Source organism: Roseateles sp. GW821-FHT09H11 (assembly GCF_059415845.1).
In genome coordinates this window covers 1,036,198-1,050,639 of the sequence record NZ_JBWKOA010000001.1, presented here as the reverse complement: position 1 = coordinate 1,050,639, position 14,442 = coordinate 1,036,198, and the positions used below count along the sequence as shown (strand labels likewise).

General features: G+C 69.6%; 15 protein-coding genes. 5 read left to right on the top strand and 10 right to left on the bottom strand.

Annotated elements, in window-relative coordinates; all coding sequences use genetic code 11:
- Positions 1–8: 8 nt before the first annotated feature.
- The 8 genes from AC07PR_RS04240 to trhA all read right to left on the bottom strand — a co-directional run bounded on the left by AC07PR_RS04240 (position 9) and on the right by trhA (position 7,675).
- Positions 9–311 carry a hypothetical protein gene (locus AC07PR_RS04240; RefSeq protein ID WP_495134512.1) on the bottom strand — a complete coding sequence of 101 codons (303 nt, stop codon included), beginning with the start codon at positions 309–311 and terminating at the stop codon, positions 9–11.
- Positions 304–711, bottom strand: a complete 408-nt coding sequence (locus tag AC07PR_RS04235; RefSeq protein WP_495134511.1) for a hypothetical protein — start codon at positions 709–711, stop codon at positions 304–306. The genes AC07PR_RS04240 and AC07PR_RS04235 overlap by 8 nt, the downstream gene beginning before the upstream one ends.
- Positions 712–747: 36 nt before the next feature.
- Positions 748–1,566: a phosphatase PAP2 family protein gene (locus AC07PR_RS04230; RefSeq protein ID WP_495134510.1), complete on the bottom strand. Its 819-nt coding sequence runs from the start codon at positions 1,564–1,566 to the stop codon at positions 748–750.
- 90 nt (positions 1,567–1,656) lie between these two features.
- On the bottom strand, positions 1,657–4,686 hold the full coding sequence (locus AC07PR_RS04225; RefSeq protein WP_495134509.1) for a serine/threonine-protein kinase: 3,030 nt from the start codon (positions 4,684–4,686) through the stop codon (positions 1,657–1,659).
- A 27-nt stretch (positions 4,687–4,713) separates the two neighbouring features.
- Positions 4,714–5,268: an ECF-type sigma factor gene (locus AC07PR_RS04220; protein WP_377155417.1), complete on the bottom strand. Its 555-nt coding sequence runs from the start codon at positions 5,266–5,268 to the stop codon at positions 4,714–4,716.
- Between the two features lie 109 nt (positions 5,269–5,377).
- Positions 5,378–6,280 (bottom strand): hypothetical protein, encoded by a 903-nt coding sequence (locus tag AC07PR_RS04215; RefSeq protein WP_495134508.1) that lies wholly within the window; start codon positions 6,278–6,280, stop codon positions 5,378–5,380.
- A gap of 233 nt (positions 6,281–6,513) precedes the next feature.
- Complete coding sequence (locus AC07PR_RS04210; protein WP_495134507.1) at positions 6,514–6,981, bottom strand: nuclear transport factor 2 family protein; 468 nt, start codon at positions 6,979–6,981, stop codon at positions 6,514–6,516.
- Between the two features lie 22 nt (positions 6,982–7,003).
- Positions 7,004–7,675, bottom strand: a complete 672-nt coding sequence (trhA, locus tag AC07PR_RS04205) for a PAQR family membrane homeostasis protein TrhA (RefSeq protein ID WP_377155414.1) — start codon at positions 7,673–7,675, stop codon at positions 7,004–7,006.
- A gap of 31 nt (positions 7,676–7,706) precedes the next feature.
- Between trhA and AC07PR_RS04200 the strand changes: the two genes are divergently transcribed.
- Entirely contained in the window at positions 7,707–8,171 is a 465-nt protein-coding gene (locus AC07PR_RS04200; protein WP_495134506.1) for a 5-carboxymethyl-2-hydroxymuconate Delta-isomerase, read from the top strand.
- A gap of 33 nt (positions 8,172–8,204) precedes the next feature.
- Here the strand turns inward: AC07PR_RS04200 and AC07PR_RS04195 are convergent, their stop codons facing one another.
- Entirely contained in the window at positions 8,205–8,699 is a 495-nt protein-coding gene (locus AC07PR_RS04195) for a GNAT family N-acetyltransferase (RefSeq protein ID WP_495134505.1), read from the bottom strand.
- A gap of 188 nt (positions 8,700–8,887) precedes the next feature.
- A complete protein-coding gene (locus AC07PR_RS04190; protein ID WP_495134504.1) occupies positions 8,888–9,292 on the bottom strand; it encodes a RidA family protein in 405 nt (134 codons plus the stop codon).
- Positions 9,293–9,726: 434 nt separating this feature from the next.
- Here AC07PR_RS04190 and AC07PR_RS04185 point away from each other — a divergent pair, with 434 nt between their 5' ends.
- The 4 genes from AC07PR_RS04185 to AC07PR_RS04170 all read left to right on the top strand — a co-directional run bounded on the left by AC07PR_RS04185 (position 9,727) and on the right by AC07PR_RS04170 (position 14,431).
- Positions 9,727–11,688 (top strand): WD40/YVTN/BNR-like repeat-containing protein, encoded by a 1,962-nt coding sequence (locus tag AC07PR_RS04185; protein WP_495134503.1) that lies wholly within the window; start codon positions 9,727–9,729, stop codon positions 11,686–11,688.
- 142 nt (positions 11,689–11,830) lie between these two features.
- Positions 11,831–12,892 carry an SAM-dependent methyltransferase gene (locus AC07PR_RS04180; protein ID WP_495134502.1) on the top strand — a complete coding sequence of 354 codons (1,062 nt, stop codon included), beginning with the start codon at positions 11,831–11,833 and terminating at the stop codon, positions 12,890–12,892.
- 10 nt (positions 12,893–12,902) lie between these two features.
- Positions 12,903–13,730 carry a DUF1295 domain-containing protein gene (locus AC07PR_RS04175; protein WP_495134501.1) on the top strand — a complete coding sequence of 276 codons (828 nt, stop codon included), beginning with the start codon at positions 12,903–12,905 and terminating at the stop codon, positions 13,728–13,730.
- Positions 13,700–14,431: a DUF6134 family protein gene (locus AC07PR_RS04170; RefSeq protein ID WP_495134500.1), complete on the top strand. Its 732-nt coding sequence runs from the start codon at positions 13,700–13,702 to the stop codon at positions 14,429–14,431. The genes AC07PR_RS04175 and AC07PR_RS04170 overlap by 31 nt, the downstream gene beginning before the upstream one ends.
- Positions 14,432–14,442 lie beyond the last annotated feature (11 nt).

Sequence of the window (14,442 nt, the reverse complement as noted above, 5' to 3'; positions counted from 1 at the left end):
GGAGGCCGTCACATCCCCCGGCACAAGATGACGATCCACGAGAGCGCGAAGAAGACCGTCATGCCCGTTCCGGCGACTCCGGGGATGAAGGCGACCACGCTCTCGGCTGATCGCTCTGCGACGGCGCTGACCAACAGCGCGAGGCAAGCCAGACCTGCGGGCACCGCACCCGCGATGCTGATCCAGGGACCGGCTACGTCGCACGGCGCGTGGATGGTCGTCGTCAGCAGCCCAATGAGGACGAGACTGAAAGCAGCTCCGAAGAGCCAGCGCGCGAGCCTCCCAAGGTCGAGGTCGATCCGTTCAAACATCGTGCGCGGACCGTCGTCGAATCGTCGGCGGTTGTTTGGTCAGGACGGACACACAGTCGTTGAGGCCGATGACGAGGTACTCGGTGACCCAGTCATTGCGACCGGACAGGAAATGAGACCGCTTCAACTCCAGGTCCTTCCAGCCGCCGCGCTCCACTTCGAACAGCCAACCGTCCTTGAGCGTGACCACTGCCCAGAACTCCGTGAGGTCGTATTCGTCCAGCACCCTGAACCCATAGGTCTGCTCAAAACAAACCAAGGCTTCGCTGTCTCGCGACACCATCGTGATCGACAGGCATTCCGACGTGAGAGTCACACGTTCCACCCGCGTGACCTCGTCAGCCCGGAAATCGCTGTCGATGACTCGGACACGCGGTGGTTCGGGATGAATGTTTTCCATGGTCGGGAGCTGGGGGCGTGCCGGCGGAGTTTAGGGTCAGCGCGCCGCTAGACGCGAATCCGGTCCCTGAGCTCCTGCATCGCAATGAATCGGACGTCGTTCACCTTCGGGGTCAGGGCTTGCCCCAGCGGGTTGGAGAACGCTTCGACCGGCGAGACCAACCGGGGCTCGGCGCTGCGGCGGTGCCGTCAGAAGGATCGCCACCACGCCCAACGCCGCCCCCGCCGGCACATCCATCACGTGATGCTGATACGTCGTCAGCACCGAGACCCCGATCAGCACGAACCACGCGTGCAGCCCCACGGCCCACCAGCCGCGCAGCACTGGCGCGAAGCGCGCCCACATCAGCACCAGCACCCCGATGTGCAGCGACGGCGCGCGGTTGTACGGCATGTCGCAGTGGCCGAGCAGGTCGAACATGACACCGAGCGCGCCCTCAGTCGGCGGTCGCTCGAACGTGAAGCGCAGCGGAATCGCCGCGTAGCAGAGCACCGACACGACGAGCACGATGAGCAGCCGCAGTACATGGCGGCGCAGCCGATCGCCGTCCGCGTCGATGAAGAACGACAGCACGAAGAAGACGCAGATCGACAGGTAGGGCACCACTGTCCAGCTCACGAAGGGAATCGCGCGTTCCCACGCGAAGACACCGGCGCCCACATCGGTCCGCAGACTGGTCAGCTGGTTGGACAGCGTGTACAGCGCAGCGTAGGCGGCTGACGTTCCGACGGCGCAGGGCAGGGGGCGCCAGCGCGGCGCTTGCGCGGCCGATGGGGAACGGCGTTCAGGGCCTTCAGATGTGGCACGGCGTTCGGATGTGGCCTGGCCTTCGGACCAGGGGATCGGATAGCTCATCGGGGATCTCCGCCGCGGGTGCCTTCACCCGCCTATCCCTGATTACGAGATTCCGATCCCGAAGCGGACATCACCGCCCGCTGCCCGGCATCATGGCCGCTCGACCGGCTTTCGCTGCGCCGCACGGATCGTGCGGACCTGCTCCATCAGCCGGTTGGCCTCGGCGTCGTTGCGCAGCGCGCGTTCGGCGCTCGCCAATGCGTCGATGGCATCGGCCACGGCGGGGCTCAGCGCCGGGTCGTAGAGCAGCCGGTGCAGTCGCACGGCGTCCCGCAGCAGCGGCGCGGCGGCCTCGGCCTTGCGTTGCTGGAGCAAGGACTGACCCAGCACCAGCGTGGCGATGGCCTGGTTGTCCCGCTGGTAGTCGGCATGCCCGCCGCTGTCGATGGAGGCGAGCGCCTGCTGCGCCTGCGCTTGCGCCACGTCGAGATGACCGGCGTTCAGTTCGAGCCAGGCGGACTCGACCTGCTCCGTCACGGGCTCGCTGGCGGCTGGGGCGGGCGGCACCTTTCTCGCGGCGCGCTGCGCCTGTAGGCCCGCCAGCGCCTCGCGCGCCTGACCGCTTTGCACCTGCCAGCGTCGCAGCGCCAGGCTATAGAGCCTGCCCGTCGGCTTGCCGGCGGGGGTGGCCTGCCGCTGGCGCTCCAGCAAGGTCTGCGCTTCGGCCAATCGGCCGAGGCTCGTCAACGCCAATGCGCGGTCCGTCAGCACCTGCTCGTCCATGCCGTCAGCCGGGTGGGGCTTTCCAAGCACGGCCACGTCGTCGCTGCTGACGGCCAGCGCGGCTTGCGTCTGGCCGTAGTTCGCCAGTGCGCGCGCCTGCCACATGCGGACCCAGCGGCGCTGCGGAAGATCGGCCGGCGCGGTCTCGCTCCAGCGCCAGGCCGGCGCCAGCGCCGTCAGGCTGTCGCGGAAGCGCCCGCCCAGGTTGAGGAAGATCGCGAGGTGCGTCTGCGTCTCCGCCACGCGCACCGCGTTGGCGTTGCGCGCGACCTCCGCCGCCACGCCCTTGCGCATGCTGGTCTCGGCTTCGGCGTATCGGCCCAGCGCGCGCTGGGAGTGGCCGAGGAATTCGTAGAGCAGCGACAGCTCGCCGGCCCCCAGCGGCGGATGCGCTTCGCAGAGCTGGACGGCTTCCGTGTAGGCCGCCTGCGCGCGCTCGAACGACCGGTCGTACAAGGCCGCATCGCCCAGGATGTGCAGCACCAGCAGCAGGTCGGCGTTGGAGTGGCCGCGGCGGGCGATCGCCAGCGCGCGCTCGGCGAAGGCCATCGCCAGCTCCGGTTCCGCGCGCCGGTTCAGCGAGGCCTGACCGATCTCCACCTGCAGCCGCGTCGGCGAGCTGTTGTCCTGGCGCGCATCCAGCAGGGCCGTGGCCTCCTTCAACTGCGCGGCGGCTTCCTCCCGCTTGCTGTCCAGGGCCAATGCGTTGGCCAACGCCGCCATCGCCAGTACCGCCTCGTCGCTGGCCGGACCGTGCAGCTCGCGCGCCACGCTCAGGCGCTGACGCTGCAGGTCGATCTCGCGCGCGTTCAGACCCAGGTCCTGGTACATCGAGGCCAGCACGGTGAGCAGCCGCAGTCGTGCGGCGGGCGCGTCCTTGAGCTCGGCATTGATGCGTTCGGCGCCGCGGTCCAGCAGCTCGCGTGCGGTCGTGTCGCGGGCCTTCGCCGGGTTGGCCTGGTCGGCCGTGTTCGCGCGGAACACGCCTTCCAGGAAGCCCTGCACGGCCTGTGCGGTGGCCGCTTCGGCCTGCGCGCGCTGCGTCTGCAGTCCTGCCTGATGGGCCTGCCACAGCGCGACCGACGCGCCGGCGATCAGCGCGACCGTCGCGATGGCGCCGGCCGTCACCGGCAGGCGGTGTCGTCGCACGAGCTTGGCCAGGCGGTACGCGACGCCATCGGGTCGCGCCTGCACCGGCTCGCCGGCCATCCAGCGGCGCAGGTCCTGCGCGAAGGCATCCATCGTCGGATACCGATCGGTGGGGGACTTCTTCAGCGCGTGGTCCAGGATCGCATCGAGGTCGCCACGCAGCTGCCTGCGCAGCGAGCGGTCGGCCCACGGATCCGAGCTCCCGCTGGCAGTGCTGGCACTGCTTGCGCTGTTGGCGCTGTTGGCGCCATGGCGACTGGCGACACTGCCGGCACTGGCAACGCTGCTGGCCCGCGGGACGTCCGCCGAGGCGATCACCTCTTCCAGCTCCGCCGCACTGCCGCGCTTGAGGCGATACGGCCGTACACCCGCCAGCACCTCGTAGGCCACCACGCCCAGGCTGTACACATCGCTGGGCGTGCCCAGCGGGTCGCCGCGGATCTGCTCGGGGCTGGCGTAGTCCAGCGTCAACGCGCGGCCCGAGAACTCGGTCAGCGCGGTGCGCTGCGTGCTGTCGCCTTCGAGCAGCTTGGCGATGCCGAAGTCCAGCAGCTTCACCTTGCCGTCGGGCGTCACCAGGACGTTGCTCGGCTTGAGGTCGCGATGCACGACGAGTCGCGCATGCGCATGCCCGACCGCCGCCATCACCTGCAGCAGCAGCGCGACCCGCTCGCGCACCGACAGCGCCCGGTCGCGGCAGTACGCGTCGATCGGCACGCCGTCGACATGCTCCATCGCCAGGAACGGCCGGCCCTGCGCGTCGATGCCGGCGTCGTACAGGCGGGCGATGTGTTCGTGCTCGAGCGTCTCGAGGATCTCCCTTTCCCGATCCATCCGCTCGGCCAGGCTGTCGCCCCAGACGAGGCGCGGCAACTTCAGCGCGACGCGCCGGTGCATCAGGCCGTCCGCCCGTTCGGCGAGCCACACCGTGCCCATGCCGCCGCGGCCGATCTCGGCGATCAGCCGATAGGCGCCGACGCTGCTGCCGGGAAGGACGCCGTCGAAGGGCAAGGGCCTGTCGGCCGGGCCGTCCGCCGCGAACAGGCGCGGCAGCGTGTCGAGGAAGTCATCGGTCTCGACCTCGGCCTGATGCGCGAGCAGGGCGCGCAGCGCCTCGCGATGCACGGCGTGTTCGCCGATCAGGCCTTCGAGCCAGGCCTTGCGCGCGGTCGGCGAGAGGTTGAGCGCCTCGTCCAGCAACGCGCTGATCGCGGGCCAGTCGCCTTCGAATCTTGAGAGGGTCGTCATGCGTTCATCCGACCCGCGACGGCGCCGTCAGTCCCGCAGCGCGTGGGCCAGCAGCAGCCGGGCCTTGTCCCAGTCGCGGCGCACGGTGCGCGCGGACAGGCCCAGCGCTTCGGCGATCTCCTCGTCCTCGAGGCCGCCGAAGTAGCGCATCTCGACCACGCGTCCCAGCCGCTCGTCGACACGGCCGAGGTCCTCCAGCGCGGCATGCACGGCCAGGATCTCGTCGGACGCCGCGGGGAGGGCGCCGATGAGCTCGGAGTTCAGCGTGACCTGTTCGGCGTCGCCGCCGCGGCGGTCCGTCTTCGCCTGGCGCGCCGCGTCGACGACGATCGATCGCATCACCGTGGCCGCGTAGGCCAGGAAGTGGCCACGGTCCGAGGGCGTCAGCGAATCGCGCTGCAGGAACTTGAGGTAGCACTCGTTGACCAGCGCCGTCGTCGCCATCAGGCCATCGCCGGAACCGCGCGAGAGCCGCCGGTGGGCCACCTGCCGGAGCTCGGGATAGAGCAGCTCGAAGATCCTGTCGAACGCGCCGCGGTCGCCTTCGCGCGCCCGTCCGATCAACTGCGTCACTTCCCCCATGCCGTGGTTCCGTCCAAAACGAGGTTGGTGACGGCCATGGTAGCGCGCGCTCCGCGCGGCCCGGACGGCGGCGCGTCCCCGAGTTCTGACGGGCTTGTTTCATCTGGTGTCACTCCGTCCGGCGTGAGGCGCGGGCGATCGGTGGCATCGGCGGCATCGGCAGCGAGGCGGCGCCCGGAAGCGGCGGGCGCAGCCGCACGGTCGACAGCAGGCATGCGCAGGCGCAGGCGAGGGACAGCGCCGCGAGGGCCCCCGTGTGGGGAGCGAGCAGGACGAACACGGTGCCGAAGGCCGCCTTGCCGAAGAGCCCGCCGACGTAGCCGCGCAGGAAGTGCGCTGCGGCGCGGTGTCCGCCGTTGGCGTGTTCGGCCATGGCGACCGGGCCGGTGATCAGCGGCAGCGACGAGAGCAACCCGGCCGCGAAGCCGCCCATGGCCGGACCGATGAGGGTCGCGATCGCGGTGAGCGCGCCCGCCATCGCGGCGACGAGCCACATCGAGCGCCACATCGAGTTGCCAGATCGGGTGAAGGGCCGGGAGTCGTGCCGGGGGTCGTGCCGGGAGTAGAGGCGTTGGGCGGACCGTGGAGGGAGACGCTGACGCGACACGATCTCCGCCCCGAGTCGGGGCATCGCCACGAAGGTGACGGCGCAGCTGCCGAGCGCGAGCATCAACGCGGCGCTGAGGTCGGCACTGGCCGCCTTCGCCGGCAGCGCCATGGCCATCGCGCCGCCCAGCCCGCAAGCCAGCGCGACAGCGGCGCCGCCGTAGCGGGCGGCGCGTGCGTACCCCAGCGCGAAGACCGCCAGCATCGCGCAGGCGGCGACGCTGCCGATCGCGGCGCTGATCGCGAAGGCCATGCCTTCGTCATGCGCCAGCCAGGCCAGCGTCGGCGCGGTGATCGTCGGCAGCGCGGCGACAAGACCTGCCACCCGGCGCCCGCCGTGGCGCGCCGCCGCCATCACCAGCAACACTGTGCCTGCAGTCAGCAGGCCCTTGAACAACTCGTCCATCGCGCTCCCCCTTGGGGACGGCGAGCAACAACACGCCGTCCTGCCAAGGTGAACGAGATGGGCGGTCGAGGACGGACAAGTGGCCGGAACCTCAAGCAGGGGACAAGGAATCCGGTCGTCCGTGGCCGCCGGATGTCCGGCGCCTGTCCGGGACTTCGTTCAGTGAGGTAGCAGATGCTGTGACGGTGGGGCGACGCAGCGCCCCCTTCCCGTCATTGATCGATGCCACCGCGTCATGGCGCCGGTGCGGCGCTGCCCGTCATCGGCCGATGGTCGTAGCTGAACACCTTGGCGATCTGCCAGTTCGTTCCGTCGAAGCGCCACAGGATGGAGTAGCGTCCCTGCTGGATGCAGTCGGCCTCGCCGGCTTTCACGAAGCAGTGCCGTCCCATCTGAAGGGCGCCGATCTTCGCCATGGGGTAGACCTCCATCGTGCCTTCCAGCACGCGCCGCTGCAGCTTGCCGCAGATGTTCTTCCGGACGGCCTGGATGAACTGATCGCGGTTCATGACGCGCCCGTTGAGGTCATGGAAGAACTCGACGTCCGGCGCGTAGAGCGCCTGCAGCGTGTCCGTGTCGCAATGGTTGAAGGCGTCGAAGTGGCGCTGGTCCAGCTTGGCGATGAGGGCCGGCAGGTCGGCATCCGGGATGCTGGGGTGAACGGACTGCGCCCGCGCCGCACCCGCGGTTGCAAGCGCCACGGCTGCGAGCAGGCAGGCCGCCTTACGCATAGGCGTAGAACAGCGCCGCGAAGAAATGGCAGACGCTGCCGCCCAGCACGAACAGGTGCCAGACGAAGTGTGCGTAGCGCAGCTTGTTGTCGAGGAGGAAAACGAAAGCGCCCAGCGTGTAGCTCAGGCCGCCCGCCACGAGCAGCGCAAGACCTGGCCCCGGGGTGCGCTCGATCAACGGCCCGATGGCGAAGACCACCACCCAGCCCATGGCGAGATAGAGCGCCGTGGACACCAGCGGGTGGCGCAGCCGGTTCAGCAGCTTGATCGTCACGCCGAAGGCGGCCGCGGCCCAGACGGCGATCAGCAGCGTCACGCCCGGTCCCGAGTGCAGCACGCCCAGCGTGAAGGGCGTGTAGCTGCCCGCGATGAAGACGTAGATCGCCGCATGGTCCAGGCGCATCAGCCATGCCTTCAGCCGCCCGTTGGCCAGCTTCGCGGGCAGCGCGTGGTACAGCGTGGAGATGCCGTACAGCAGGATGCCGCTGGACGCGAAGATGGCCGCGGCCACGACGTCCGCCACCTCGCCGTGGTTCATCGCGCGGATCACGAGGATGGGGAGGGCGGCGATCGCCAGCAGGGCGCCCAGGCCATGGCTGATGGCGTTGGCGATCTCTTCGCCCAGGGTCTGCGGGCGGTCGGCGGGGAGGGGGCGGTCGGTCATGAAGCGGGTCCAGGGGCTGACCGTTCCAAGTATGCACGCAGCCGTCAGAGGGCCCGTCGGGGACAGGTCTTTCGCGGCGCTGGCGACGCTGAAAAACAGCCAGACCTATCATGGCTCAACCCTGGAGATTGCCTTGCCTCACTTCACGCTTCATCACAGCGCCAACCTGACCGACCTCGACGTGGGGCGCTGCCTCACCACGGTGAACGCCGCGCTCGCGGAGTCGGGTCACTTCGAGGAAATCGACATCAAGAGCCGGGCGTTCCAGGCGGAGCAGTTTCTCGTCGGCGTGGAAGCGCGCGGCCGTGCGTTCGTGGCCGGCACGCTCTCCGTGTTGACCGGGCGCAGCGACGACACGCGGCGCGAGATGGGGGCGATCGCCTTGAAGGCGCTGGTGGCCTGCATTCCGGCCACGTCGGAACTTCACATCCAGGTGTCCGTCGAGGTCGTCGAGATCCAGCGGGAGACCTACGCGAAGGCAGTCATCGCCGGTTGAGCGCCGCGGAGCTTCGAGTCCGTCAGATCGGACTCAGACCAGCAGCAAGCCCAGCACATGCTCATCGACGTAGTGCGCCTGATCCGCGCGCTTGTAGAAGTCCCTGAGCGTTCCTTCCACCACGAACCCGAGGCGCCTGTAGAACGCCAGCGCCTGCTCGTTGTCGGCCTCGGCGTAGAGTTCGACGCGGCGGATGCCGTCGGCGCGGAAGTGGCGGAGGGCGTCGTCGATCATGGCCCGGCCGATGCCTTGTCCATGGCGTGCGGGATCGACGGCCAGCGTGCCCAGCAGGAGCACGTGACTCACGCGACCCGGATAACGTGTGGCCCGGTAGAAGCCGCCGATTGCGCCATCCACTTCCCAGATCCAGAAGGCGCCGCTGCGCACGAGCTCCTCGAAGATCGGCACGAAGGACGCAAGCTCCATCGGCTCGTACGTGAGGTAGGGAACGACCTTCGGATGGGCGTAGATCGCGAAGACCGGTTCGAGGTCTTCAGGACGGGCGAGGCGTCGCGCAGGGCTGGTCATCGTGGGCATTCAGTTCGCAAGATCTCCCGCCGCGTGGATGTGCGTGACGCTCGCGACCCACCCGGTGAGGGGCGAGTCGCGAAACGACAGCCATCGGCTGCGCATGCGGGAACGGGCGCTGGATGCTATCGCGACATCGCCGCGACATCGCCGCGACATCGCCGCGACATCGCCGCTCCATCTCCGCGTCAGGCGGGCGTGGCTTCCGGCAGCTTGGCGATGACCTTGATCTCAAATTGGAAGCCTGAAAGCCACGTGACGCCGATCGCGGTGGCGGTCGGGTAGGGCGCCTCGCCCCAGAACTCCGCGGCGACTTCCCAAGCGCGCTCGAAATGGGTGTGCGGGTCCACCATGAAGACCGTCACGTCGATGACGTCCTTGAAGCTGCAGCCGGCCGCGGCGAGGATGGCGTTGAGGTTCTTGAACGCGAGACGCACCTGGTCGTCAAGCTCCGGCTCGGGAGAACCGTCGGCGCGACTGCCGACCTGGCCGGACACGAACAGCAGGCCGTTGGAACGGATGGCGGGGGAATAGCGGTGCAGCTCGTACAGGGCGTGGCGGTCGGGCGGGGAGACGACGTCGCGGGTGGGCATGAGCGGAGTTCCTTCAAGGGGGTTGCGGATGCAGTCACTTTAGGAATCCGGCGGTCGCCGATAAACAGGCAGTCCGCACAATCAGTGTTTGGAGCGACCAAACAATGGAACGCACGCGATGGTGCGCATCGCTTCAGTGCCAAACCGTCGGTCTGTCGTACACCGCATCCCTGCGCCTTCGTCGCGCAGACGCCGGCGACGTGATCGCCCAGTCCGCGTCCACGCGTACCGGAGAACGAGCCAGTCGATGAAGCCGAAGTGGGTCCGCCACGCGGGTCGTCATCTGCGGCGGACGCACGACAGTTTCTGTAACTTTTCCTACCGCCGGAAGGGGTGGTTCGCCAATCTGGCCGGCGCTTGAAGATACTCCGGCGTTTCGCGCCTCAGGGGGAGCGTCGCATGGTGCGGCGGCTGAAGGCGCATCGAAGTCCGCCATGCTCCATGCCATCACCGACCGTCGCGCGCGCGGCGTGCCATCCACCCGTTCATCCCGTCTGCTTATCCTGGCCATGATCGCGGGCGCCACCACGGCACTGACAGCCTGTGGCGGCGGCTCCGAGCCGGATGCGGTACCGGAGGCAACACCCGGCACCACGGTCGCGACCTTGGTGCGCGTCGCCGCGGAACCGGCAGGGAGTCACTGTGCCGCGGGCGGCACGCGCATTGAATCCGGCAGCGACGCCAATTCGAATGGCATGCTCTCCGACGCGGAGGTGTCCAGCACGCAGTACGTCTGCAACGGCCTGGCCGGCACCCCCGGCACCCCCGGCGCCGCGGGGCCCGCCATGCTGGTCCGCGTCCGCGCGGAAGCCGCCGGCGCGAATTGCGCACAAGGCGGCTCGGCCGTGCTGGCCGGCCTGGATGCCAATGGCAATGGCGCGCTGGAAGACAGCGAGGCCAGCAGCGTCGCCTATGTCTGCCGTGGGGCGGACGGCAGCAATGGCTCGAACGGATCGAATGGCTCCGCAGGCCCCACCGGTCCTACGGGCCCCACCGGCCCGACTGGCCCGACTGGCCCGACCGGCCCGACCGGCCCCTCGGGGTCTTCCGGTCTCGACGCCCTGGTCGCGGTCGTCGCGGAATCGGCCGGCGCCAATTGCGCCTATGGCGGCCAGCGCGTGCAGTCGGGGCAGGATGCCAACCGCAACGGCGTGCTGGACGCCGGCGAAGTCACCGCCACGTCCTACGTCTGCAGCGCCGCCCCGGCCGACACGCGCTGGGTGGAGGTGACCGGCGCCGCCGTGCAGGCCGCATCGAACACCGGCTATCTGGCGAATTCGAACGCTTCCGTGGTCATCACGCTGCCGGCCTCTCCGGTCGTCGGTGACTGGATCAAGGTCACCGGAGTCGGCGCCGGCGGCTGGACGATCGCGCAGAACGCCGGCCAGCGGATCTCGACCCTCGGATTGCCCGGGGGCAACACGGTGGCCTGGACGCCTCAGGCGCCGACCGGGACCTGGGCCGCGACCGCCGTGTCCGCCGACGGCACGCGGCAGGTTGCCGCCTCGGCGTCCGGCGAGCTCTATACCTCCAATGACACCGGTTCTCAATGGACGCTGCGGCTCGTCGGCCAGACCTGGTCCGGTGTCGCGATGTCCTCCGACGGACTGCGGATCCTGGCGTCGACCAACGGGGGCGCCCTTTATCTGTCGACGAACGGCGGCCTGAGCTGGTCCGACGATGGCAGCAGCCGCGCGTGGTCCGCCGTCGCCAGTTCGGCGGACGGCCAGCGCCTCGTGGCCACGGCCTACCTCGGACAGATCTGGACGTCGCCCGATGGCGGCACCAACTGGACGGCACGCGACAGCAATCGCGCCTGGCGCACCGTCAGTTCATCGGCCGACGGGCGCGTGCTGGTCGCCGGCACCAATGGCGCGCAGCTGTACGTCTCGACCGACTTCGGCGTGACCTGGACCCCGCGGGCCTCGGCCCAGTTCTGGTGGGGCACGGCGGTGTCCGCGGACGGCCAGCGGCAGTACGCGACGGTCGACACCGGCGCCATCTGGCGCTCCGACGATTTCGGCACCACCTGGGAAGCCGTGACGACGAGCCGCGACTGGCGCGGGATCGCCACCTCGTCGGACGGCCGTTATGTCGTGGCGGCCACGAGCGGCGGCGCGCTGTATGAATCGCCGGACGGCGGGCAGTCCTGGCGGCCCACGGCCGACGCCGGCGCCTGGACGGCCGTGGCCAGCAGCGCGAACGGCCTGACCCTGCTGGCCGGCAAGTCCGGCGGCGCGCTCTATGGGGGCGTGCGCCGGTCATCGACGACGCCGGGCGTGACCGGCTCGCTGTCCGGCGGGCAGGCGGACACACTGCAGCTGCAGTATGTCGGCGGCGGCGTGTTCATGCCGATCAGCTACGTGTCGGCGAATCTCGTTTTCACGCCGCAGTAGCCGACGAAGCAGCAACCGACGACACGGCAGCCGACGAAACATCGGCCGACCAGGCCGCAGCCGACGACGCATCGGTCGACGCCGGAGATCCAGATCGCCGCTTCCTGCGTATAGGGAGCGTCCTCTGCTTCCGGTCGTCTCCATGGATCTCGACATCTCCTCGATCGCCGTCCGGCTCGCCGAGCGCGGCCTGCTGCCCGAGGCCGCCGTGCGGCTGGGCATCCGCCGCCTGCTGCGGCAGCGGCTCGACGAATCGCATCACCACGACCACGAGACGGCCGCGGCGTTGACGCAGGCCTTCCTGGCCTCGCTGCGCGCCGCGCCGCTGGCCGTGCAGACCGAGAAGGCCAACGAGCAGCACTACGAGCTGCCTGCCACGCTGTTCGAGGCGATGCTCGGCCCGCAGCGCAAGTACAGCTGCTGCTGGTGGCCCGAGGGCGTGGACACGCTCGAGGCCGCCGAGGAGGCGGCGCTCGAGGAGACCGCGGCGCGCGCCGGGCTCGCCGACGGGCAGTCCATCCTCGAGCTCGGTTGCGGCTGGGGCTCGCTGAGCCTGTGGATGGCGGCGCGGTTCCCCGCGGCGGAGATCCTGGCGGTGTCGAACTCCGCGTCGCAGCGCGCCTTCATCGAGGGGCAGGCCCAGGCGCGTGGACTCCACAACCTGCGCGTGATGACCTGCGACTTCAACGCGTTCGGCGAGGACGGCAGCCTGGACCGTCGCTTCGACCGCGTCGTGTCCGTGGAGATGTTCGAGCACCTGCGCAACTGGCCGCGCGCCTTCCGCAAGGTCGCCGGCTGGCTGCGCGACGACGGCCGCTTCTTCATGCATGTCTTCGCGCACCGCGAGGCGCCGTACGCCTTCGAGGTCCGCGACGCCACCGACTGGATGAGCCAGTACTTCTTCTCCGGCGGGATGATGCCCAGCGACGACCTCGCGCTGCTGTGCCAGGACGACCTTGCGCTGCTGGACCGCTGGCGCTGGGACGGGCGCCATTACGCGCGCACGGCCGCCGCCTGGCTGGAGCGCTTCGACGCGCATCGCAGCGCCCTGTGGCCGATGTTCGAGTCGGTCTACGGCGCCGCCGACGCGCCGATGTGGTGGCAGCGCTGGCGGCTCTTCCTGTTGTCCGTCGAGGAACTGTTCGGCTACGACCGCGGGCAGCAGTGGTGGGTCAGTCACTACCTCTTCGCTCCCCGACGTTGAGGCCGACGCCATGTCAGTTGTCGAATCGCTGCCGGCCTTGCCCGCGCTGGGTCTCACCGGCCTGCTGATCGCCGTCGCCATCGCAGTGCCGACCTGGCTCGCGAGCATCCCGCTGCGGGATGCGAGCCTTGCCGATCGCGTCTGGTCGGCGTTCATCGCGGTGCCCGTCGCGTTCTATGTGTGGAAGACCGGCGGCGACGCGCGTGCCCAGGTCATGCTGGCGATCACGGTCGCGTGGGCGTTGCGGCTCGGCGTCTACGTGACGGTGCGCAATTGGGGCCACGGCGAGGACCGCCGATATCAAGCCATCCGGGCACGCAACCAGCCGAACTTCGCGCTCAAGAGCCTGTGGCTCGTGTTCCTGCTGCAGGCGGTGCTGGGATGGATCGTCAGCTGGCCGATGCTGGTCGCCAGCAACGAGGCAGGCGAAGCGGGCAGGGTGCCCTGGGGCGTGTGGGACAGCCTCGGTGCCGCGCTGGCGGCGGGCGGTCTGCTGGTCGAGGCGGTCGCCGATGCGCAGCTCGCGCGCTTCCGCCGCGATCCGGCCAATCACGGGCGGGTGATGGACGGCGGCCTGTGGCGCTATTCGCGCCACCCCAACTACTTCGGCGAAACCTGCGTGTGGTGGGGCCTTGGCGTGATGGGGTGGGTCGCCGGCGGATGGGCGGGCGCGTGGGTGCTGGCCTCGCCGCTGTTGATGACCTTCCTGCTCTTGCGCGTTTCCGGCGTCACGCTGCTGGAGAAGGACATCGGCGAGCGCCGCCCCGCCTATCGCGACTACATCGCGCGCACGAGCGCCTTCATCCCGTGGCCGCCGAAGCGCGGAGACGTGCGATGACCGCGGCAATGAGTGCGGCAATGAGTTCGGCACCATCGCCGCGAGCATCCCCAGGTGCTGCTGCTGCTGCTGCGGCCTTCGTCGCCCTTGTGGCCATGGGCGCCGTCGGGCCCGCCGCGCCGGCCCGGGCCGAGAGCTGGAACTTCGAGGTGCGCCTCGATGGCAAGCCGATCGGCACGCATCGCTTCACCGTCGACGGCCCGGCCGAGGCGCGCGAGGTCACCAGCAACGCCGCCTTCGACGTGAGGCTGCTCGGCATCAACGTCTTCCGCTATCGCCACGAGGCCCGCGAGCGCTGGCGCGGCGATTGCCTGCAGGAGATCCGCAGCCGCACCGACGACGACGGAAAGCCGGTCGAAGTCGATCGGCGTCTGGCCTCCGCCATGCCCGGCGAGCCGGCCTGCCTCATGAGTTACGCGTATTGGAATCCCGCGCTGATTCGTCAGCAGCGCTTGCTGAATCCGCAGACCGGCGAGGTGGACGAAGTCCACATCGAGCGCCTGCCCGACGCGGCCATCCCCGCAGGCGGCCGCGACGTCGACGCGTCGAGGTGGCGGATCACGTCGACGGCGCCTTCGTCCGGCAAATCCGCGCCGGCCCGTCAGGTGCTCACGTTGTGGCGTGATCGGACGGATGGTCGATGGCTTGGCCTCGATGCGCAGGTCAAGGGCGATCGCGTGCTGACGTACCGCCTGCCTTGAACCGGAGACCC